We start from the raw sequence: 22,513 nt of genomic DNA, 5'->3' as shown, positions 1-22,513 counted from the left end.
ATAGGTTAATTATTAAAAATTGTAGTAAAACTAGTCATTTTTTAACACTTTGCACGTCGATAAAAATGTTTTGTTAAAAACTGTAAAACAATTTATTAGAGAACCTGATCAACGCTTAAAATTACGAGCGTATTCACCCCCTTCTTTCACTCAAAAAATCCTATTGAAACAACTATTGGTCAATTAAAATTCAAAAGGTTATTTTTGTAAAAATTATAATGATGAAAAATATTCTATATAAAAACACCAAAATATCTTTTACTGACTCTGGAGAAGGAAATGCAATTGTATTACTTCACGGCTTTTTGGAAAACAAAAAAATGTGGACAGAATACGTTAATTTGTTTTCAGAAAAACATCGTGTTATTACAATCGATTTATTAGGTCACGGAGAATCTGATTCTTTAGGTTACGTTCATGAAATGGAAGAGAATGCAAGTGCTGTTTATGAAGTTTTGCAATCTTTAAAAATTGAAAAAGCAACAATTCTGGGGCATTCTATGGGCGGTTATATTGCTTTGGCTTTCGCCGAATTATTCCCGGAAAACATTAAAAAATTGGTTTTGCTAAATTCAACATCTAAAGAAGACAGTGCCGAAAAAAAACTAAACAGAACACGCGCCATTAAAGCCGTAAAACAAAACTATGTAAACTTTGTAAGCTTGGCGATTGCGAATTTATTCAGCGAAAATAACAGAACTCGCTTAGCTGCCGAAATTGAAAAAGTAAAAGAACAGGCTCTTAAAACACCTTTACAGGGAATTGTAGCTTCGCTTGAAGGAATGAAAATTCGAAAAGACCGCGAATGTCTTTTACACGAAAACAGATTTCCCGTTTTATTGATTTTAGGTAAAAAAGATCCCGTTTTAAACTACGAAGAAAGTCTTGCTCAAATTGAAGACACAACGGCAGAATTAATTTCGTTTGAAGACGGACACATGAGCCATATTGAAAATAAAGAAGAACTAAAACCAATCTTGTTGGATTTCTTTAACTAAAATAAAAGGTATTAAAAGCAAAAAAGGCCATTCGAAATTTCGAAATGGCCTTTTCTATATTTTAGCATCAAAACTTATAATTTTGAAATGATGTCTTTTTTGAATTTCCCTAAAGTCGCTCTTGTTAATCCAAGATTAGCTTTTTTAGCATCAACAGCTAAGTAAATAAAATACTGTCCGTCTTCAGAAACATCTATAATATGTATCTGATCAGTTAATGTAATTAAAATATCGTTTATTTTTTGATCTAATCCTAAAGCTTTAATGGCGTTTAATTTTGCTTTTACAACTTCTAGATTATAAGCAGATGCTAATTCCGGATCGAAATCTGGATTTACAGAAAGTGAGCAATAAGACATTCCTGTCTCAACCTCAGTTACTGAAACTGCAATAAATCCGCTAACATTCTCTCTTAAATCATTTTGAAAATTCTGTAAAAAATCTGACATGTTTATATATATTGGTTTAAATTAATTATTGAAAACGGTATCCATTCTTCTAAGCAGCAGACCCATTTTACTTATGTCTTTAGAAAGTAAGGCAACACAATTATCGTCCTGATCTTTATTTGCAACCACGATACCATCATTGTTTTTAATCATAACTTGTTTTAAGTCGCCATTATTAACATCTTCAGACATTTCTAAACACATTTTCAAAATCATTCCAATCATTGCGGCAACATTTCCGTCATATTCAAGGTTAACAGATTCTAATAAAATTCCGTCAATATTAAAGGTAATTCCAGACTCAGCGCCGGTTTCTTCAACCAATGTATTTAAATCAATCATAATGTTAAAATGTTTAAGAATGTCAAAGTTATTTTTAATAAATAGAATTGTTTGATGAACACTTGTTAAAAAAATAGAACACTCAACTACCTGACTCACTTTTATTTATACTATAATTTAACTCGATCTTTAAAAGAAAATCTTCAAAAATATTTAACAGAAAAAAGAGATTTACTCAAAATTGAAACATTTTAGTTCAAAAAATTCAAAACATAGGTTTGATAAGTACAGATAATCAGTTTAATAGAAGTTTTTCTTAAATTTGCTAAAAATTATTCCAATGAAAACAGTTGACGAATTACGCTTTGATTTAAATGTAAAACTGATGAAGTTTAGAAGATTTCGCTTTGAAAACGGACCAGTAAATACTCCGAATTCAAAAGAATCTGAAAAGAAAGGCTTCTTCAAAAAGATATTTAGTTAAAAACTACTTACAAAAAGCCGCAATAATTATTTAATAATTATCGCGGCTTTTTCCTTTATGCTGTGAAGCTTACATTTTGTTTGTAAAAAACAATCCTTTTTCATCAGGATTACATTTTCAAAATTGTCCTAAATAAGACTTATTCTTCCCTTTTCAATTTTTAGGCTCTTAAATTTAATCTCCAAATTTCAAACAATTTGCTTGGGAAATTCTTTCACGAAGCCAATTTAAAAGTATTGAAAAACGAATTTTTAATTGGTGATAAAGTTTTTTTATTCTGAAATCTTATTTTCACTTTTGATTTCAAATTACCCCAACAAACCGGCAAATGTTAAAAACAAGGTAATTTTGTTTAGCGATAGATAATTTGAGATTTTCTGAACAATCAAGTTATTGAGAATAAATTAATTTTGAGGCTAAAAACATTGTAAGTAACCAGTTACACTTTTTCTTCAAAAGGAATATTGCTATCAAATATTTCATTTAGCAATACAACTATTTCTTCTACATAACTATTTAAAATTGCCTTGCTTACTGTTATATCCAGATCTTTTTCTTCTTTAAATCCAAAAGGTAAAAACCCTGATTTCAAATTTTTAAAAGAAATAATTCCAACTTCTATTGGAGTATTTCCGGCATTTTCTTCAAACATAAATGCATAAGCTAAAACCTGAATAATTTTATCGTTTTTAAGCTCTTGAGTTAATCCGTTCCACGATTTAAGGATAACGTTTGTTTTTTCAACTTTTCCGGTCTTATAATCAATGATTCTTATTTTTCCGTTACGAAGTTCAATTCTGTCAACATTTCCTTTAATTAACACCGGAAATGATAAACGAGGATGAATAAGATTTCGTTGAAAAGTTTGTTCCAAAGCAATAATCTTAACCGCATCTCCATTTTTGATCGATTCCAATTCCATTTTCAAGAAATTAGACACATTTCGTTTTGCAACTTCAAAAGCTAAAAGATTACGCCCTTTTTTAATTTCACCTTCTTTATAAACAAGCTTAAATTGTTTCAATACTTCATCATCTAACAGTTTAAAACAGTTTAACAAATCAGCTTCTGAAATAAACTTTCCAATAAAAGGTTCGTAAAGTGTTTTTAATGTTTCGTGAATAATTGTTCCGAGTGTATTTAAAGCAATATTTTCCTCTACTTCTTCAACTTCACGAATACGCAGAATTTTTTGAAAATAAAATTCAATTGGATTTCTAATATAACTTGTCAATGCAGAAGGAGAAAAACCAACAGCTGCAATTTCTTTTAAACGCTCCATAACCGCTTCTGATTTCGGAATTACCATTGGCTGATATGCAGTAGTTGGTAATACTGGATTATAGATATCAAAAGTTAGGTTATGCTTTGATTTTTTTTCAACTTCAAGCTGAGTTATAAAACGGCTGCGTTCGCCAGCATCTAATCCGTCGTTTTCTGTATTATAAATTAGATAGATATTTTTTGCGCGCTGTAATAAATGGTAAAAGTGATAGGTATAAATAGCATCTTTTTCTTTAAAAGTCGGCAGACCTAATTCTTTTTTTACATCATAAGGAATAAATGAATTCTGAGATTTTCCTGCTGGAAATTTACCCTCATTCATCGAAGTCACAATTACGGTTTCAAAATCAAGAACACGGCTTTCAAGAACTCCCATAATTTGCAATCCTCGCAAAGGTTCACCTTCAAAAGAAACTTCAGCTACATCAATAATTTGTTTATAAATGGCGTGAAGTGTATCAATATTATCAATGTGCTTATGCTGCGAATAATAATTTATAAGTTTATTAATCACTTTAAAAACAGCATATACGAAAGTTTTAGCAATTTTTTCTTCCTCATTGTCATTGCTGAAATTCTGTTTTATCAAAAGTAATATTGTCGAAATATTTTCAAGAACCGCTACAGATCCGTTTTCCCATTTCTGAAACAATAAAGAAAATAATTCAGATGGATTTTGATTAAGTTCTAAAATCTTATTGAGAGTAATAAAAGTATAGTTATTCTCTTTGATTATTCTAACAATATGGTTCGTCTTTGCATACGGCTCAACTAAAGGATGTGTCAGAATATCCAGAACATCTTTATAATAAAAAACATAACTGCCGCCAACACGAGAAAGTGCATTAGTATGCATTTTGAAAAACTTAGCTACCAATATCTGCGATGGATTATTCTTTCCTGAATATCCCATTGTAATATTTAAAGCCCCAACCGAAGAAGGAAGAGAATATAGAACTGGAATTAAAAGATTTTCTTCTCCCAGCACTACTGCAACCTTATCCAGGGAAGCTGCTGGATTTTCATTAATCAAATTCTCGATAATGCTTCCGGCCAGTTTAGCCTGTCCAATTGTTTTTGGCGTACCAATTACCTGAATGTTTTTCGTTTGAGAAAAATCATCTACAATCCATTCAAAAGGATGAAATTTATAATGCTTCCAACTTTCTTTAAAACGACGAACAAAAAGTCCTGCATCATGAAAAGGGTCATTTAAAAATGCCTGATCTACATCCCAATAAATTTTAGCCTGATCTAAAGCCAAAAGATGCTGCACAATTTTTTCTTCCGCTGCATTTAAGGCATTGAATCCGGCAAAAATAAAATTACGATTTGAAATAGTATTTGAAAAATGATTCAGATTATTTACCGCTTCTCTATAAATCAAACCTTGATATCCAATTGATTTATTTAAGAGGTGATTGTATAATGAATCATAATACAGAGGCAGAAGTTTCCAAAAGTCGATATAATTTTCTAGAAGCTTAGTTTTATTTTCGACTTCTATTCCCCATTTTTTGATGTCCTCGATATCTTTTAAATAAGATAAGACGTGATTGGACTCCAGAAGATAACGATCAATTTCATTAAAGTCCTGCAAGAGTGTTTTTGCCCAATTAGCAAACAACTCAAAAGATTGCTGGTGCTGCTTTTCAGTAACAGATAAATAAACTTCGTAAAACTCAAACAGCAGCTCAATTGAATCTATAGATCTAATTGAAGCAACATCCTGCACAAAATCTTCAATGCTTATAATTTCAGGAGAAAGGAGTGTTTTTGAGGTTTCTTTTTTAAGCGCTTCAATTAAAAAAACCTTAGCTCTTTTGTTCGGTAAAACAATAGTAGTTTCTGCAAGTTTATCTGAATAATCCTGAATTACAACAGCTGCAATTTTCTCTAAGAAAGAAATATTTATCATTGTATAAAAATAAAAAAAGCCATTCAATTAAGAATGGCTTTTCAATATTATTTACAAAAGTAAATTATAGTTTACCTTGGTATTTAGAACCTACGTGTTTAATTTCAGTTCTTCTGTTTTGTGCTTTACCTGCAGCAGTTTTGTTACTTGCAACTGGTTGAGAAGATCCAAATCCTTTAGCTTCTAAGTTTTCAGCGTTAACTCCTCTTTCAACTAAAGCGTTTAATACCGCATTAGCTCTGTCTTGAGAAAGTTTATCGTTTACTTTAGCAGAACCTGTACTATCTGTGTGTCCTTCAATAGAGAATTTCGCATTTGGATAGTTTTTAAGGATTTCTTTAATAGCGTCTAATCTAGCTGGAGTTTCTTTGTCACCAGTTTTGAAAGTAGCTTTTCCTGAGTTAAAGTAGATTGCTCTAGCTTGAACTTTAAGATCTTCTAAAGCTTGAGAAGATACTTCAGGACATCCTCTGTTACTAGCTGGACCAGCAACTGTAGGACAATCGTCATCTTTATCTAATACACCATCTTTATCAGCGTCTAAGAAAGGACAACCACCATTTTCTTTAGGACCTGCAACTGTAGGACATTTATCGTCTTTATCAGCGATTCCGTCTCCGTCAGTATCAGGACAACCTTTTAATGCAGCTAAACCAGCAGTATCTGGACAAGCGTCATCTTTGTCAGCAACACCGTCTCCGTCTCTATCAGGACATCCGTTTAATGCAGCTAAACCAAATTCGTTTGGACAAGCATCAGAAGCATCAACGATTCCGTCTCCGTCAGTATCAGGACATCCGTTGAATTGTTTTAAACCAGCAACATCTGGACAAGCATCATCTTTATCGTAGATACCATCACCGTCTGTGTCTTTTCCACCAAATTTGAATACAAGACCAGCAGTGTGTTGGAAGTGAGAAGGAGCATCTGGAGTAACACCATCAGCTTCATCTCTATCACCGCTTACAGACCATTTGTATCTTGTAGCTAACTCAAGACCAATAGCATCAGTAAACCAGAAAGTAATACCAGCACCTGGGTTTACAGTTCCGTAGCTGCTATCTCCGAAGAAAGTATAACCTCCACCAACAGATAACGAAGGATCAATCACTTTAGATTTGATTAATTCCTGGAAGCTGTATTTAATAGTAGCATCAATTCCGTAGTACATTAAATCACCAGGATTAATTGTTTTATTACCTCTAGAATCAGAATCTGAAAATCGATTAAAAACAACGTATTTATCAATTTTGTTTACAGAACCCTGTAAACCAACAGAGAATCCACTACCAACATATCTTGACACACCAATGTAAGATAAAGAAGGAAGAATATTCCAGTTGTCTTTCACTTCAAATGGTTGCGAAAAGTGTTGATCAAAGAATCCACTTCCTGAACCAGAACTAGTTCTAGTATCAACGGCATTAACTCCAAAAGAGATAGCCCATGGATTGTTACTGTCTTGTGCGTGAGAACTTAAACCCATCACCATCATCACAGCAACTAAAAGTTTGTTAAGATGTTTCATACTTAATTTTTTTAATTACAATTTAGTTAATTACAAGCAAAAGTAACACCAAATTTTTTAAATACAAAATCAAATGTTAAAAAAAACCTACAAAAATTACTCGAATGTGGTAATTATATAACTTTTAACATTTTACCTGTTAATTTAAAAGCTTCTATTGCCTTGTCTAGGTGCTCTTTAGTATGCGCAGCGGAAAGCTGCACTCTAATTCTGGCTTTATCTTTTGGAACTACCGGAAAGAAAAATCCTATAACATAAATGCCTTGTTTTAAAAGTTCATTAGCCATAGTCTGCGATAATTTCGCATCATATAACATAACAGGTACAATTGCCGAATCACCATCAATTATATCAAATCCTGCTTTTTTCATTCCTTCCTTAAAGTAATTAGTATTCCATTCTAATTTATCTCTAAGCGTTGTATCTTTTTCTAATAATTCGAAAACCTTAATGGAAGCCCCTACAATTGATGGCGCTAATGAATTTGAAAACAAATAAGGTCTTGAACGCTGACGTAAAATTTCTATTATTTCTTTTTTAGCAGTCGTATATCCGCCCATTGCTCCACCCAATGCTTTTCCTAATGTCCCTGTTATAATATCAACACGTCCCATTACTCCTTTTGCTTCAAGCGTACCTTTTCCAGTTGCTCCAATAAATCCGGCAGCATGGCATTCATCCACCATAACTAGTGCATCGTATTTATCAGCCAGGTCGCAAATCTTATCTAGCGGAGCAACTAATCCATCCATAGAAAAAACACCATCGGTTACAATTAGTTTAAAACGTGTTCCCGCTTCGGCAGCTTTAATTAATTGCTGCTCCAGATCTTCCATGTTGCTGTTTTCATAGCGATAACGAGCTGCTTTACACAAACGAACTCCATCTATAATAGAAGCATGATTTAAACTGTCTGAAATAATTGCATCGTTTTCTCCTAACAAAGGTTCAAAAACCCCACCGTTTGCATCAAAAGCTGCAGCATATAATATGGTATCTTCTGTACCATAAAAATCTGCAATCTTTTTTTCCAGTGTTTTATGAATATCCTGAGTTCCGCAAATAAAACGTACAGACGACATTCCGAAACCGTGTGTATCCATTGCGTCTTTTGCAGCCTGAACCACTTCCGGATGTGACGAAAGACCTAAATAATTATTGGCACAAAAATTTAAAACTGTCTCTCCTGTCGAAATTGTAATCTCTGCGCCTTGAGCAGAAGTTATAATTCGCTCCTTTTTAAAAATTCCATTCTCTTCGATTGTCTGCAGCTCACTTTGCAGAAACTCTTTAATTTTACCGTACATTTTTATCCATTTAAAACGTTAAAAATTAACAACTTAACCCGTAAAAAGAGAAGTTATTTCTTTAACACCTGATTAATATTTTCACAAATTTACCACTTCAATTTCCGATCCTATATATACTAAAACCTTTTTTAACACTTTGTATCCTAAATCTTCAATAGCATCTTGATATTCTTGAATTTGTTGCTGATATTTTGAATTAATTGCTCCAGTTTTATAATCCAGCAAATAAGCTTCCTTATTATGAGTTAATACAACCCGGTCCGGTTTTAAAATTTTTCCTTCTTTTTGAACTATCGTCTGCTCATTTAAAACTTTATAATTACCATCAAAACAGATACTTAATTCTTCATGATTTACAATTTCATTAAGCGTTCTTAAAACCATTTCAGATTGATCAATCGTAATTAAACCATTTTCAAGTGCTTTTACAACCGCAAGATCTACATCTGACTTATCTTTTATAAAAGCTAAAATTTCGTGTACAATATTCCCATACGAAATCGCTTCCTGCTGGTGCGTTCCCCACATTAAGGCTTCACGCTGTGCTATTTTAATATTTTTAGGATTTAAAACTTCTTTTACAATTGGAATTACCTTTAATGTATTGACAGATTCTTCAGATTTAGAAAGTTTAGTTTTATTTCCAAATTCATATTCCAGCTTTTCAGGATCAAAAACTCCTTCATACATCAAAAATTTAATAAAATACGAAGCCATATTATTTGGAAATTCACCATCTTTCCTTTCTTTTAAAGATTGGGAAATAATATACAATTGTTCTTCTGCACGTGTTAAGGCAACATATAGAACATTAATATTATCCAGTAATTCTTCTTGTTTTTTTAAATTAAAAACTACCGAAGCACTTTCACCAAAACCTTCAACTGCACTACTATTATCAATTAAGGCTTTTGGCACTCCTAAATCAGACTCTTCAGTATCGAGCCATAATTTATCTTTTGGCTTTCTGTTATAATCTTCTTCTGCAAAAGGCATAATCACAACCGGAAATTCCAATCCTTTTGATTTATGAATGGTCATGATTCGAACTGCATTGTTTCCTTCCGGTGACGGAATACTGAATTTCTCAGCATTTTTATCCCAATAATTCAGAAAATCAGCTATTCCAGCCTGGTTTCGAATATCTCTTTCTAAAACAATATCCAGAAAAAACTGCACATAAGCATTTCCTTCTGACGGAGGTATAAATTTTGAAATGATTATTTCTACAGCTTCATAAAGCGATTTTTTTCGAACATTTTCAAAAGAAAGCGAAACATCAAATGTCAAAAGCCATTTTTCAAAATCTTCTTCAAATTTCTGTGCCATTCCCTGAGCAATAAAATCATGAATGGGCATTTCGATTTCTTTATTTTCTGCTAAAAAATGAAGAAAATAAGCTTTCGATTCTAAATCGGCATTATTGTTTAAATATCTCAAAAGATTAATTATCAAACGAACTTCTGTTGCATTTTGAATCATTAATGTTTCTGATGATAAAAGCGGAATATTTTGCTCTGTCAGATAATTTGCAATTGCAATTCCCTGATCTCTTTTTCTAGTTAAAACAACAATGTCTTTGTATTTAAAACCTTCCCCAAGTACTTTTTGAATTGTATTTAAAGTCGCTAAAACATATAAATCTGATTTTTCAACGACTTCTTCTTCATCGGCAAAATCATTTTTTTCGATTATTGGAAGAAAAGAAATATTTACATAACCGCCTTTTTTTGAATTTGTATTTTGAAAACTATGATTTTCATATAAATCTTTATAATCTTCATTTATAAATTCAGAAGAAATCAATTTAAAAAAGGCGTTATTAAAATTAATAACCTCGCTATAACTTCTGTAGTTTGTATCTAAATGTTTCAGCACTTTTTCATGACTAAAAAAAGAAACTTCTTCTTTTCCCAGTTCAATAAACTGCTCCGCTTTTCCTCCTCTCCATCTGTAAATAGATTGTTTTGGATCGCCCACAATCATCAACGTTCCTTTATTACCATAATCATCTTCACCAGAAAGCGAGTTATGGATTAATGGAATCAAATTCTGCCATTGCATTTCTGAGGTATCCTGAAATTCGTCAATAAAAAAATGACGATATCGCTCCCCTAAGCGCTCATAAATAAATGGCGCCGGCTGATTCTGAATTTCGCGATGAATTATCGCATTGAATTCTGAAATGGATAAAACATTTTGTTCTGATTGAATTTTTGCCAATTCATTACTGACTGTATTTAGCAAAGAAAGCGGTGTAATGTTTTTTAGAAAGGCTTTATAAAAATCTCGTTTTTCAAAATTCTTGTAAACCTTAACCAAAATTTGAAGTAATTCCGGAATTATATTTTCAATTAATGATTTGTCTTTTGCTGTTTTATTAATGGCAATATCATCAAATTCATGAAAAGTTTTATTTCGCGGATTAAATTTTCCGTCCCGAATATTTTCTAAGTGATTTGGAAATGTTCCTCTTGAAAATGACTTTAAATCAATTCCGTTTTTATCAATTAAGGAAAGTGCTTCTATTGCAAATTGCTCGTTTTCTGATTCCAGTTCTTTGCACAACGCGAGCATTTTCTTTTTAATCTCAATAAACTCTTCTATTGTTTTATCATTAAAATGAAGAATTTCATTTCGATTATTTTCATTCAAAACCAAGCGCCCGGTTTCAAGAATTTCTCTGGAAATATCCCAACTTTTATCATCGTCGGTTTTTTCCATTGTAAAATCGATCAGTAATTTGGTCAGCGTTTCGTCCTGACCGGCTTGTGCAATAATAGCATCAACGGCTTCTACCAATAAATTTTCGGTATCCAGAGTGACTTCAAAAGTCATTGGAAGATTTAAATCGTGTGCAAAAGCACGAATTACTTTGTGCGTAAATTTGTCAATGGTAGAAATATCAAAAGCAGCATAATTATGAATTAAATGCTTGATGATACTTTGCGCTTTTACTTTAATCTGAATAAGTGAAAGTCCAATATCTCGGGACAAATCTTCCATTAAATCGACGGCTTTTGCAGAAGGTTCGTCTTTTGCAAATTCAGATAAACTTCCCACAATACGGCTTTTCATTTCATGAACTGCCTTGTTTGTAAAAGTTATGGCTAATATATTACGGTAAGCATCGGGAGTTTTTGATGAAAGAATAATTTTTAAATATTCTTTGACCAAAGTATACGTCTTTCCTGATCCTGCAGAAGCATCATAAATAGAAAAAGACGGACTTTGCATAGGTTTGGTTTTTTGTATTGTAAAAATAGTACAATAATATCAAACCTCAATAATGAAAAATTCCAAATTCCAATATCTGCATACAATGAACGCTTCAAATATTGGAATTTGGAATTTTGCCCCGATGCTTCGGAATTGAAATTTTAAAAATTATTAGTGTTTTGGAAATGCTCTTTTATTAAAGACCAACAAAATTCCAACACCTGTAGAAATCGCCATATCGGCAACATTAAAAATAGCATTGAAGAACATAAAATGTTTTCCTCCAAAGATTGGAAGCCAACTTGGAAGATCACCTTCCCAAATAGGAAAGTAAAACATATCTACCACTAAACCATGAAACCAGGTTCCGTATGGATGCGGCGAGAAAAGTGTTGCCAGATTATGCGTGCTGTCATCAAAAATTACTCCGTAAAAAACAGAATCAATAATATTACCTGCGGCTCCGGCAAAAATTAAAGCTATTGAAACGATCAAATAAGTGGAGTGACGTTTCTTAACAGCGTCTGCAAGCCAGTATCCAATTCCGAATACGGCAAAAATCCTAAAAACGGTTAGAATCAACTTTCCGTATTCTCCTGGTATTTTTGTTCCCCACGCCATTCCTTCATTTTCAATAAAATGAATTCTAAACCAGTCAAAAAGCACCACTTCTTCACCCAGAACGAAGTTTGTTTTTACATAGATTTTAGAAAGCTGATCGACAATTAGAACTAAAAATATAAGGAAATACGCTTTTCTTAATGACATTTTATGATTTTTTGATGCGCAAAAATAACAATTAAATCAAAAAAAACGCTCCCTTGGGAACGTTAATTGTTTCGTAATAAAACTTAAACAAAATAATTTGCTTCTATTTTAGTTTTGGATCTATCTTTTTGCAACAGCATTTGCCGGGCTGTCTGTAAAGAATTCTGTGATAGATTTAAAAATACCTTTACTGGGCTTTCCAGCGGCAGCTCTCTTGGCTTCTGCTTTTTTTACTTCTGCCTTAAATTTAACGCGTAATTTTTCAAATTCCTTCATTCTGTGCTCAACATCGGAATTTACATCTTTGAATTTCAATACTTTAGCCATAGTGTAAGTTTTTTAAGTAAAAAAATAAAATATTTAACGATTTGGTTTTACAATAATACATAATTTAATTTATATTTGTTAAAAAGAATTAACAATTGTTTAGGAAGATTCACAACTACATTTGATAATATATACTAAAAACGAATTAATTTTAACTCTTTCCTCAAATCTTACAAAACTATGAATGAAATAACTACTATTCTAAACAAATTCTTGGTCGATACAAAAGCCAGTGCAGCATTAATTTTAAACGGAAAAGGAAAACTAATCACTTCTCTTAATCTGGATTACAGCGACAGTATTGCTGCAATGAGCGCAGGAATTTTATCTATGAGCGAAAAATTTCTAATTGACCTGGAAAAAGGCTCTTTAAAACAACTTTACTTAAAAAGTTCTGATGGGGTTGTCGTCGGAAATAAGATCAGCGGTTCAAACTTCGTGATTGCATTTTCACGAGAAGGAAGCAACCTTGGTATCTTAATGCATTCTACTGATGAATTATCTGTAGAATTAAGCAAAAATTCTCTATTAAAATAAACATACATCTATTAACCACAAACCCCAAGAACTATGAGTAACGATTTTTTAAACGTGTTTTTAAATGAAATGAAAACTAACGTAAACGGCTTTATAGCTGTAGCTGTAACAGAAATTGAAACAGGATTAAGCTTTGGTAATATTACCGTAGATTCAGCTTTTGATCCTGAATTGGCTGCCGCTTATAACCTGGAAGTTGTAAAAGCAAAATTGAATGCCGTAAAAGCGTTAGGTTTAAATCAGGATATCGAAGATATTTTGATTACTCTTTCAAACCAAATTCACATTATCGACATTTCGCCAAACAAAAAATTTATGATTTATCTTGCCGCAGATGCAACTAAGGCAAATCTTGGAATGACAAGAGCGGTGTTAAGAAAACACAAAGCAGATTTAGAAAAAAATCTAGCGTAACAATTCTACTTTAAAAAACCGCACCAAAAAGGGCGGTTTTTTTTGGGGTTTATTCCAAAACTTCTTAGGTAATTACACCTATTTTATTCTTACAAAATAAATTGTTTTTAAATCAATTTATTTTGACTAATTATAAATAATTTCTTTCAACCTATTATTCCTTCAGCGTAAACAAAAAAGGATAAACATTAAACAAAAAAAACGCTCCTAAAAGGAGCGCTTATTTCATTGTGTATTTTTATTATCTCTGCAAATTTTTAGCTTCGATACTCATTGTTGCATGAGGAACGATTTTAAGCCTTTCTTTGCTGATTAATTTACCTGTTACTTTGCAAATACCGTATGTTTTGTTTTCAACACGGAAAAGCGCGTTTTTTAGATCGCGAATAAACTTCTCTTGTCTAATAGCTAACTGAGAGTTTGCTTCTTTCGACATTGTCTCACTTCCTTCTTCAAAAGCTTTAAAAGTTGGAGAAGTATCGTCAGTTCCGTTATTCAAATCATTCATATAAGCACTCTTAATTAAATCAAGATCTGCTTGTGCTTTTTGTATTTTGCTTTGGATTATTTCTTTGAACTCTGCCAAATCAGCGTCAGAGTATCTTGTAATTTCATCTATCATGGTATTATACTTATTTTGAAATTAATATCAATGTTTTAATATCATCAAACTCAATTTCTGTGCCGTTTTCTAAAGCGTCAACAAAAACCAAATTATCTGTTAGTGTCTCAGACTTAATATAGTCTTCATTTTTAGAAACCGCTTCCTCTAATGGGCCGTTTCTTTTTATTTGTACTTTGATCTTATCAGTAACTTCAAATCCTGAATCTTTACGGATATTCTGAATTCTGTTTACTAATTCTCTCGCGATACCTTCGTTTTTCAATTCTTCAGATATTGTGATGTCAAGCGCTACTGTAATTCCGTTTGAATTTGCAACCAGCCATCCTTCGATATCCTGCGATGTTATTTCGACGTCTTCTAGTGATAAAGTTACATTATTTCCAGCAATAACAATATCTAACGTTCCCTGCTTGTCTAATTGATTGATCTGATCTGCAGAAAAAGCTTGTATTTCCTTAGAAATCAATCCCATATCTTTTCCAAAGCGTGGTCCAAGAGCCTTAAAATTAGGCTTAATCTGCTTAACTAAAATGCCCGAATCATCGTCTAAAAGTGCAATTTCTTTCACGTTTACTTCGGCTTTTACCAAGTCAGAAATCGCTTCGATTTCAGCTCTCTGATTCTCGTCAAGTACCGGAATCATTACCTTTTGCAGAGGCTGGCGTACTTTTATCATCTCTTTTTTACGTAATGATAAAACCAAAGATGAGATCGTTTGCGCCTTCTGCATTTTGCTTTCCAACGTTTTATTAACAAAGTTTTCGACAAATTTTGGGAATTCAGCCAAGTGAACACTGCTAAATTGCTCGGTTTGCGTTGAACTCGTTAAATCCCTGTATAATTTATCCATGAAAAAAGGAGCTACGGGAGCGCTTAATTTACTGATTGTTAACAAACAAGTATAAAGCGTTTGGTAAGCGGCAATTTTATCATGAGCATATTCACCTTTCCAGAAACGACGACGACATAAACGAACGTACCAGTTACTTAAGTTTTCCTGAACGAAATCAGAAATTGCTCTTGTTGCTTTTGTTGGTTCGTAATCTTCATAACATTCATCTACAAATTTGATTAATGAATGTAATTCAGAAATGATCCATTGGTCGATTTCCGGTCTTTCGTTTAACGGAATTTCTGCTTCAGCGTATTTAAACCCATCGATATTAGCATATAACGAGAAGAATGAATACGTGTTGTATAATGTTCCGAAGAATTTACGGCGAACCTCAGCAATTCCTTCAATGTCAAACTTTAAGTTATCCCAAGGATTTGCATTTGAAATCATGTACCAACGTGTGGCATCCGGGCCGTATTCTGCAATTGTTTCAAAAGGATCTGTTGCATTTCCTAGACGTTTAGACATTTTTTGTCCGTTTTTGTCCAGAACCAAACCATTCGAAACTACGTTTTTATACGCTACTTTATCAAAAACCAATGTTCCGATTGCATGTAAGGTATAAAACCATCCGCGAGTTTGATCTACTCCCTCTGCAATGAAATTTGCCGGGAAATCTTTATTCTCGTCAATTTTATCTTTGTTTTCAAAAGGATAATGCCATTGTGCATACGGCATTGCTCCAGAATCAAACCAAACGTCAATTAAATCACTTTCGCGTTTCATTGGCTTACCTGAAGCCGAAACTAAAGTAATTTGATCAACTACATTTTTGTGCAAATCAATTAAATCATAATTTGATTCAGACATGTTTCCGATTTCGAAACCTTTAAATGGGTTTTCTTTTTGAAAACCAGCTTCGATCGATTTTTCGATCGCATTGTATAATTCTTCAACAGAACCAATCAGAACTTCTTCTTTTTTGTCTTCCGTTCTCCAGATTGGCAATGGAATTCCCCAATATCTAGAACGAGATAAGTTCCAGTCGTTGGCATTTTTCAACCAATTTCCAAAACGTCCTTCACCAGTAGATTTAGGTTTCCAGTTGATAGTTTCGTTCAGGTCGAACATTCTATCTTTTACATCGGTTACTTTTATGAACCAAGAATCTAGTGGATAATATAACAACGGCTCATCAGTTCTCCAACTGTGTGGATAACTATGTACGTATTTTTCAACCTTAAAGGCTTTATTTTCTTCTTTTAATCGAATAGCAATTTCAACATCTACTGATTTCTCTGGGGCTTCGCCGGCATTGTAATATTCGTTTTTAACGTATTTACCTGCTAAATCTCCTAAATGTGATGTGAATTTCCCTTGTAAATCTACTAAAGGAACTGCTGTTCCGTTTTCGTCTAAAACCAACATTGGCGGAACTTCCGGTTTTGCTTCTTTTGCTACTTTAGCATCATCTGCACCAAAAGTAGGTGCTGTATGCACTACTCCCGTTCCATCTTCTGTAGTAACGAAATCTCCGGCAATTACTCTAAATGCATTTTCAGCATTTTCATATGGCAATACATAAGGCAATAATTGTTCGTAACGAATTTCTACTAAATCAACACCTTTTGCTTCGGTTAAGATTTTATACGGAAGTTTTTTGTCGCCGTTTTTAACGTTGTCAAAATCAGCATCGTCTTCACTTAAGAAAAATCCTTTTCCAAATTGTTTTCCAACTAAGTTTTTAGCTAAAACAACATTAATTGGCTCAAAAGTATATTGATTGAATGTTTTTACTAAAACATAATCGATTTTTGGACCAACTGTTAAAGCCGTATTTGATGGCAATGTCCAAGGCGTTGTCGTCCAAGCCAAAATGTGAATATCTCCAAAACCTTGTAAAAAGCTTGGAAGCGTTTCCGGCAAAGTTTTAAACTGCGCTACAATTGTAGTATCTGTAACATCTCTGTAAGCGCCCGGCTGATTTACTTCGTGAGAAGACAATCCAGTTCCTGCTTTTGGAGAGTATGGCTGAATCGTGTAACCTTTGTACAACAAGCCTTTATCGTAGATTTGTTTTAAAAGCCACCAAACAGATTCCATGTATTTTGGTTTATAAGTTACATATGGATCTTCCATATCTACCCAATATCCCATTTTTTCGGTCAAATCATTCCATACGTCGGTATAACGCATTACGGTTTTTTTACACGCTTCGTTATATTCTTCGATAGAAATTGTTTTACCAATATCTTCTTTTGTAATTCCTAATTCTTTTTCGGTTCCTAATTCTACAGGCAAACCGTGAGTATCCCAGCCTGCTTTTCTTTTAACCTGAAAGCCTTTTTGAGTTTTATATCTGCAAAAAATATCTTTAATCGCACGCGCCATCACGTGGTGAATTCCTGGTAATCCGTTTGCTGAAGGCGGACCTTCAAAAAATACGTAAGGCTCTGCACCTTCGCGAGTAGTTACACTCTTTTCAAATATATTTTCTTTCTTCCAAAAATCAAGAACTTCCGACGCTACAGTTGGCAAGTCAAGTCCTTTGTACTCAGTAAATTTTGTACTCATTTTATCCTTTTCTTAAACGAGGTGCGAAAGTAAGGAATTTTGAATTATTGTCCATCAATTTCTTTAAATTTCACAAACTTTTGTTGAGATAATGGGTACAAAAACAAAAGAATTGGTCAATTTTTGGCAGTAATCTCAAAATTTTGAGGCAGCATTCCAAAAATTAACCAATTCTAATTATTTTCTTTAGAAGAATAAAATCTTATTTAAATCCTCCGAAATAGACTTCTTTCATGAAAATTCTATTTCCAAAAACAGGATTTATTTCTACTTTTTCACGTACTTCCTGATAAATGGTTTCTCCGTTAAAATCTTCAATTTCGTAATTAATTTTATACGGGATTTTTCCTGAATTCAAAGCAGCTGTTGGGCGGTAATCGCCATAAAGTCTTTTTTCAAAAAAGCTTTTATTTCCGTTGTCAAATTCTGTTTTTTCTGTTGAAACGATATTGTAGTTTTCTTTATCAATAAAAACATGATAATCAGTTTTAGGAATTGTTCTGTTTCCTGTACTTAAGGTTTTTTCAAAATAGTTCAAGTGATAACATAGTTTTCCATCGTACATTTCATCTTGCAAAACCTCAAAATTATTCCACAAATCCAATCTTAAATCTGTAAGGAAATTAATTAAATCAACGTTTTTAGATAAGTTGTTGTAATCGTAAGTTGTCGATTTTGCCCATTTGGCATTTAAACCGCTTTCGCGATCGTCGTGACTCCAGGCTTCGGCACCATTTACAATTTCATAATAGGTTTCGGGCATTTTTTTCTTCAAAAGATAATTTGTGCTTGTAGCCCACTTTTCTTCCGTTTGAGGAATATTATTTCCTTCTATTGAAAGTTTAGAAAAATAATGTGCTTTTTCTACTTTTTTCAAAGCCTGGCTTCCGCCTAAATTATCTACTACTTTTGCCAGTAAATTAGCATTTGACTGATACGGAATAGAATCCAAAAGATTAAATCTTTGGTTTTTTGCTTTTTCTAAATAAGCCTCACGGCGTGCTTTTTCACTTTCCCATTCGGCATCTTGCTGCTGAATTTTTTCAAAAAAGGCTAATCTTTTTTCTTCTTTTTCTTCCGCAATTTTAAGCCCTAATTTTTGAAGATCGGCAAAACGTGTGGTGTGGCTTCTTATTTTTTTATCGACAAAAAAACCTCTATTTACACTTTTAACTATAGAAGTTCCTCTGGAATCCTGTTTGTCATTCTCAATAAGTAAATTGGCGTACAATAATGCTTTTTCTTTATTTTCAAGTAAAAAATAAGTTTCAGCTAAATTGTTTGTCACTATAAATCGGATGTTTTCGTTTGCAGGTGAAGGCGGATATTTTACTAATAAACTTTCCAGATATTGCAAATGCGGTAATAACGGTTTTTCGTCTAAACCTTTTTCTAAAGTTACTTTTGCCATTTGAGCGGTAATTTCGTTCTCAAATGCCAGCATCTGGTTGTATTCAGAATGTCCTTTAGATGTTACAAATTCAAACTTGACTTTGTCTTCGCCTGTTTTGTACCTTAATGTGTAGTTAAGATATCTTTGTATTGCTTCAACAGAACTATAAATTACTCGGTCTAATCCTAATTCTGCAACCGTATAATTATCGTCTTTCTCTGCTTCAGCAAGTTTTTTATTATTCATCTCAACTGCACCTTTCAAATTGTCTTTTTTAGAACCAAAGGCAAGTAAATAGGATTCTACAGTATTAAAGTCCTGAGTTAATAGAAGTTTATCTGCGCATTTCGCTTCCACTTTTATTTTTACACTATAATTAGAAAAAGCTTGAAATACCCAGCCATTTTTCTCTTTATCAAATATACTGTCGATTTTTGTTGCTTTAAATTGCGGCAGTTCAACAGTTAAATAAATTTTTAGTTTTCCGTTTGCAGGATCTTTTATAAAACCTTCTATATTGAAGAATTTTTTCTTCAATATTGGCTCTTCTTGTATCAACTGCTTATCCATTTGATAAAAAGTAGTCTGCGTTAACGCATTATCCAGAACAGGAAATTCTGAATATTTAATTACAGGTATATAAAATTTCTTCTTTTTTGAGCTTATTTTTTCTTGTGCCTGAATTGAACCAATTACAAGCAAAGTAATTAAGAGTAATATTTTTTTCATAGGCAAAAAAAAAGCCACCAGAAATAAATCCTGATGGCTTTGGGTTTTTATTTTTCTTATTTTTTATTAAAGATCTGAATAGATTTATCCGAAACATAAAAAATGTTTTGTGTTGCAGGATCTACTTCATAAATCGGTTTGTTATTGTTGAAAATAATTTTATCAACTTCAAGACCGTCAACTTTACTCACTTTTACAAGGATTTTTTCTCCAGAATCTGCTTTTGCAAAAATATAAGAGTAGTCTCTGTTTTGTTTCATAGCATTAAAACGAGAGTTAAATTTAGCCGCTACTATACCTAAAGCCGCTGATCCAGCTGCATAAGTTTTTGCCTGATCCTTATTTGTCTGATCTCCTTTTGCAACTACTGTTCTCATGTTACCGTCAGTATCACGATATGTCATGGTCAAATCAGCACCTTTAACTGAACTTACTGCAGAACCAACACCTAAACCAATACTTCCAACAATAGCAGCACTTTTAATAAGACGTCTTGTTCCTTCTCCAGGCTGTGAATAAGTAAGGTGGTATTTAACTGTACCATCCATATTAACCCCCATAACTTCAAGTGGTCCTGAAAGCACAACTCCCCAAGGGAATAATTCGATGCTATTTAACTCTTTTTCTTTTTTGATATTTACTTTAGCAAATGGCTCTGGTTTGTCGCTAATACTTGGATCAAATTTGTATAATTTCTCGTCATTATATACTAAGTAAGAATTTGTAGCTTCGTCATAAGTTGGTAAAACCGGACGATCTTTGTCAAACGAGATATTACGTTTCCAAAGTTTAACTCCTGTTTTATAATCTACCATGTTTCCGTAAGTTCCTGTAAGGTACATTACTTTTTCACCTACTTTTCCTAAGTAATAAATTGGGTCTTCTTTATCATCAGAGATTTCGATGAATTTTTTCCAAAGTTTTTCTCCGTCTTTGTTGATTAGCATCATTTCGTTTTCTGCAACGTATAAGAAATCCTGATCAATTGGGATTACTCTTTTCAATCCGTCTCCACGAGCATCTTTTTTCCAGATTTTTTCTCCTGTTTTTAAATCAAAAAAGTTAAATCCGCTGTAATGAGCCACTAATATTTTTGTTCCCCAATCTTCAAGGTAAACAACTCTTTTTGTTTTGATAGATTCTTTCCAGATACTTTTTCCTGTTTCTGTATTCAATACGTTTAAATATTGTTTATTTGAAAAAGTTCCGGTGTTATTTACTACAACAATATTTTTATCATTTTGAGTTAAAAAGAATTTTGAATAATCTTCTTCTCCTTTCCAGTTTAACTTTCCTGTCGCTCTGTCAAAAGAATATAATTTTCCGTACAGTAAATAATAAATTACTGATCCGTGAACTGTAGCAACGTTTGTATTTACAGATTCTTTGAAAGAAAAGCTAAATAATGATTTTGCTTTGTCTACTGTAGTAGTCCATTTTAATTCTCCGGTCGTCATATCCAATAATGCAATTGCCATGTCGCCATCTTTTTTCAAAGTAAGCAAATACTCATTTGTTTCAGGAATAAAATCTGATTGTGTTACCCAAAAAGATTCTTTTGATGAATTGTAAACTACTTTTCCAGTATCAGTATTAATGATAAGGTACTTGCTATTGATGTAAGCTTCAACATAAGGACTTCCGGCAACGTTTGTTAAAGTGCTTTTATCATCAAAAAGTTTTGTAAGATCTGTGTCAGCTATAATATCCACTGCAGATTTACCTCCAAAATCCTCTTTGGTCAAAGTCCACACCACTTTTTTAGTTTCAGGATCCAAACCTTTTACAGTTCCGCCTTCTTTAAAAACAACGATTCCTGTAATTCCGTTTTGTACTAAATCCTGTACGGCATTCTCTGTGTTAACAATTTCGTCGTATTTCCTTTGAGAAATGGCCGAAACGCTGACTAATAAAAGCAAAATAATCGAAAAAGTAATTTTCTTCATAGTGATTGATTCATTAAAAAATTAATATTTGTTTGAGGCTTATCGTTCGCGAATTAACTTATTAAAATAAAAATTAAGATTATTTTAATAAAAATTCGCTGCACAAATATATAAAAATAGGAATCAGTTTTAAGAAAATATTTCTTTCAAAACTTCTAGTGATTTCGGCTTCTTGAATCCTTCTAAATGAAAGCTGTAGTAATCAATTAAAACCTTCAATAAAATCTGTCTTTCGACTACGTGAAAGATTTTTTCAGTATTGTCAAACTTTAAATCGATTAGCTTTTTGAGTAAGCCGGTTTCGTGTTCGGAAAGTACATTTCCTTTATTGAAAAGCGTAAAAACACCATCATTCATTTCAAAATGAGGTAAATCTATTTCTGAAGTATCGGGGTAAAAACCTAAGTATTTTGTGATTTCTAAAAGTAAAATCAAATGAAAATTAGAAATTTCGTCATGATTATCAAGCCATGTCAATGCGGTTTCTAAAAACAAAAAGAGGGATTCGTTTTTTTCTTCTTCCTGAATAGAGTAATGAAGTATCTCTGAAAGAAACATTACCATTGTACTTTTTACAATATCAGTATGAATGGTTTGAAAAGGGATTCCGTTTTTTATCTCTTTAAAATTTTCAAGAGTGCCTTTGTTTTTATGTACGGCTTCGATTTCTAAAATAGACAACGGCTGGAAATAAGCAATTTTTTGATTTGCTTTTCTGCTCGAAAAAGCATCGCGGACAAAATAAGATTTCAGTCCGCTTGAAAGTGTAAAACATTTTACGATCAAGCTTTTTTCCTGAAATTTTAAAGATGAGATTACTATTGCTTTGGTTTTGACGAGCACAGAATTTTAGATTTTAGATTGCTGATTTTAGATTTTAGAAATCTAAATTT

The 22,513-nt window shown here is 32.6% G+C and carries 17 protein-coding genes; 4 read left to right on the top strand and 13 right to left on the bottom strand.

Annotated elements, in window-relative coordinates:
• Positions 1-221: 221 nt before the first annotated feature.
• A complete protein-coding gene (locus tag J2Y38_RS15465) occupies positions 222-998 on the top strand; it encodes an alpha/beta hydrolase (RefSeq protein WP_309844179.1) in 777 nt (258 codons plus the stop codon).
• 74 nt (positions 999-1,072) lie between these two features.
• On the opposite strand, the gene J2Y38_RS15460 is transcribed toward J2Y38_RS15465, so the two are convergent.
• Both J2Y38_RS15460 and J2Y38_RS15455 read right to left on the bottom strand, forming a co-directional pair.
• Positions 1,073-1,447 (bottom strand): hypothetical protein, encoded by a 375-nt coding sequence (locus tag J2Y38_RS15460; protein WP_291147219.1) that lies wholly within the window; start codon positions 1,445-1,447, stop codon positions 1,073-1,075.
• A 21-nt stretch (positions 1,448-1,468) separates the two neighbouring features.
• Positions 1,469-1,789: a roadblock/LC7 domain-containing protein gene (locus J2Y38_RS15455; protein ID WP_291147222.1), complete on the bottom strand. Its 321-nt coding sequence runs from the start codon at positions 1,787-1,789 to the stop codon at positions 1,469-1,471.
• 280 nt (positions 1,790-2,069) lie between these two features.
• Here J2Y38_RS15455 and J2Y38_RS15450 point away from each other — a divergent pair, with 280 nt between their 5' ends.
• Positions 2,070-2,213: a hypothetical protein gene (locus J2Y38_RS15450; protein WP_165590703.1), complete on the top strand. Its 144-nt coding sequence runs from the start codon at positions 2,070-2,072 to the stop codon at positions 2,211-2,213.
• Between the two features lie 439 nt (positions 2,214-2,652).
• On the opposite strand, the gene J2Y38_RS15445 is transcribed toward J2Y38_RS15450, so the two are convergent.
• The 6 genes from J2Y38_RS15445 to J2Y38_RS15420 form a co-directional block, all read right to left on the bottom strand.
• A complete protein-coding gene (locus tag J2Y38_RS15445) occupies positions 2,653-5,415 on the bottom strand; it encodes a PD-(D/E)XK nuclease family protein (protein WP_309844174.1) in 2,763 nt (920 codons plus the stop codon).
• 64 nt (positions 5,416-5,479) lie between these two features.
• The gene (locus J2Y38_RS15440; RefSeq protein ID WP_309844170.1) at positions 5,480-6,943 is read right to left on the bottom strand and encodes an OmpA family protein; all 1,464 of its coding nucleotides are present in this window, start codon (positions 6,941-6,943) and stop codon (positions 5,480-5,482) included.
• Between the two features lie 113 nt (positions 6,944-7,056).
• Positions 7,057-8,250, bottom strand: a complete 1,194-nt coding sequence (kbl, locus tag J2Y38_RS15435; protein ID WP_309844168.1) for a glycine C-acetyltransferase — start codon at positions 8,248-8,250, stop codon at positions 7,057-7,059.
• 81 nt (positions 8,251-8,331) lie between these two features.
• Positions 8,332-11,490, bottom strand: coding sequence for a UvrD-helicase domain-containing protein (locus J2Y38_RS15430; RefSeq protein ID WP_309844166.1), 3,159 nt, complete (start codon positions 11,488-11,490; stop codon positions 8,332-8,334).
• Between the two features lie 153 nt (positions 11,491-11,643).
• On the bottom strand, positions 11,644-12,240 hold the full coding sequence (locus J2Y38_RS15425) for a lipoprotein signal peptidase (RefSeq protein WP_073485592.1): 597 nt from the start codon (positions 12,238-12,240) through the stop codon (positions 11,644-11,646).
• A 120-nt stretch (positions 12,241-12,360) separates the two neighbouring features.
• A complete protein-coding gene (locus tag J2Y38_RS15420) occupies positions 12,361-12,567 on the bottom strand; it encodes a hypothetical protein (RefSeq protein ID WP_309844162.1) in 207 nt (68 codons plus the stop codon).
• 180 nt (positions 12,568-12,747) lie between these two features.
• Here J2Y38_RS15420 and J2Y38_RS15415 point away from each other — a divergent pair, with 180 nt between their 5' ends.
• The gene (locus tag J2Y38_RS15415) at positions 12,748-13,104 is read left to right on the top strand and encodes a roadblock/LC7 domain-containing protein (protein ID WP_309844160.1); all 357 of its coding nucleotides are present in this window, start codon (positions 12,748-12,750) and stop codon (positions 13,102-13,104) included.
• A 33-nt stretch (positions 13,105-13,137) separates the two neighbouring features.
• Positions 13,138-13,518, top strand: a complete 381-nt coding sequence (locus J2Y38_RS15410) for a hypothetical protein (RefSeq protein WP_053473353.1) — start codon at positions 13,138-13,140, stop codon at positions 13,516-13,518.
• Between the two features lie 241 nt (positions 13,519-13,759).
• Here J2Y38_RS15410 and J2Y38_RS15405 read toward each other — a convergent pair whose 3' ends face one another.
• The 5 genes from J2Y38_RS15405 to recO all read right to left on the bottom strand — a co-directional run bounded on the left by J2Y38_RS15405 (position 13,760) and on the right by recO (position 22,463).
• Positions 13,760-14,140 (bottom strand): TraR/DksA C4-type zinc finger protein, encoded by a 381-nt coding sequence (locus J2Y38_RS15405; protein WP_017497677.1) that lies wholly within the window; start codon positions 14,138-14,140, stop codon positions 13,760-13,762.
• A 10-nt stretch (positions 14,141-14,150) separates the two neighbouring features.
• The gene (ileS, locus tag J2Y38_RS15400) at positions 14,151-17,552 is read right to left on the bottom strand and encodes an isoleucine--tRNA ligase (protein ID WP_309844157.1); all 3,402 of its coding nucleotides are present in this window, start codon (positions 17,550-17,552) and stop codon (positions 14,151-14,153) included.
• Between the two features lie 202 nt (positions 17,553-17,754).
• A complete protein-coding gene (locus J2Y38_RS15395) occupies positions 17,755-19,674 on the bottom strand; it encodes a hypothetical protein (protein WP_309844156.1) in 1,920 nt (639 codons plus the stop codon).
• Positions 19,675-19,730: 56 nt separating this feature from the next.
• Entirely contained in the window at positions 19,731-21,620 is a 1,890-nt protein-coding gene (locus J2Y38_RS15390; RefSeq protein WP_309844154.1) for a PQQ-binding-like beta-propeller repeat protein, read from the bottom strand.
• 129 nt (positions 21,621-21,749) lie between these two features.
• A complete protein-coding gene (gene recO / locus J2Y38_RS15385; protein ID WP_309844153.1) occupies positions 21,750-22,463 on the bottom strand; it encodes a DNA repair protein RecO in 714 nt (237 codons plus the stop codon).
• Positions 22,464-22,513: the final 50 nt, after the last annotated feature.

It is taken from the genome of Flavobacterium sp. 2755 (assembly GCF_031455715.1).
GTDB lineage: Bacteria > Bacteroidota > Bacteroidia > Flavobacteriales > Flavobacteriaceae > Flavobacterium.
Note: the sequence above shows the minus strand (reverse complement) of the source record. Positions and strands in the feature narration are given on the sequence as shown.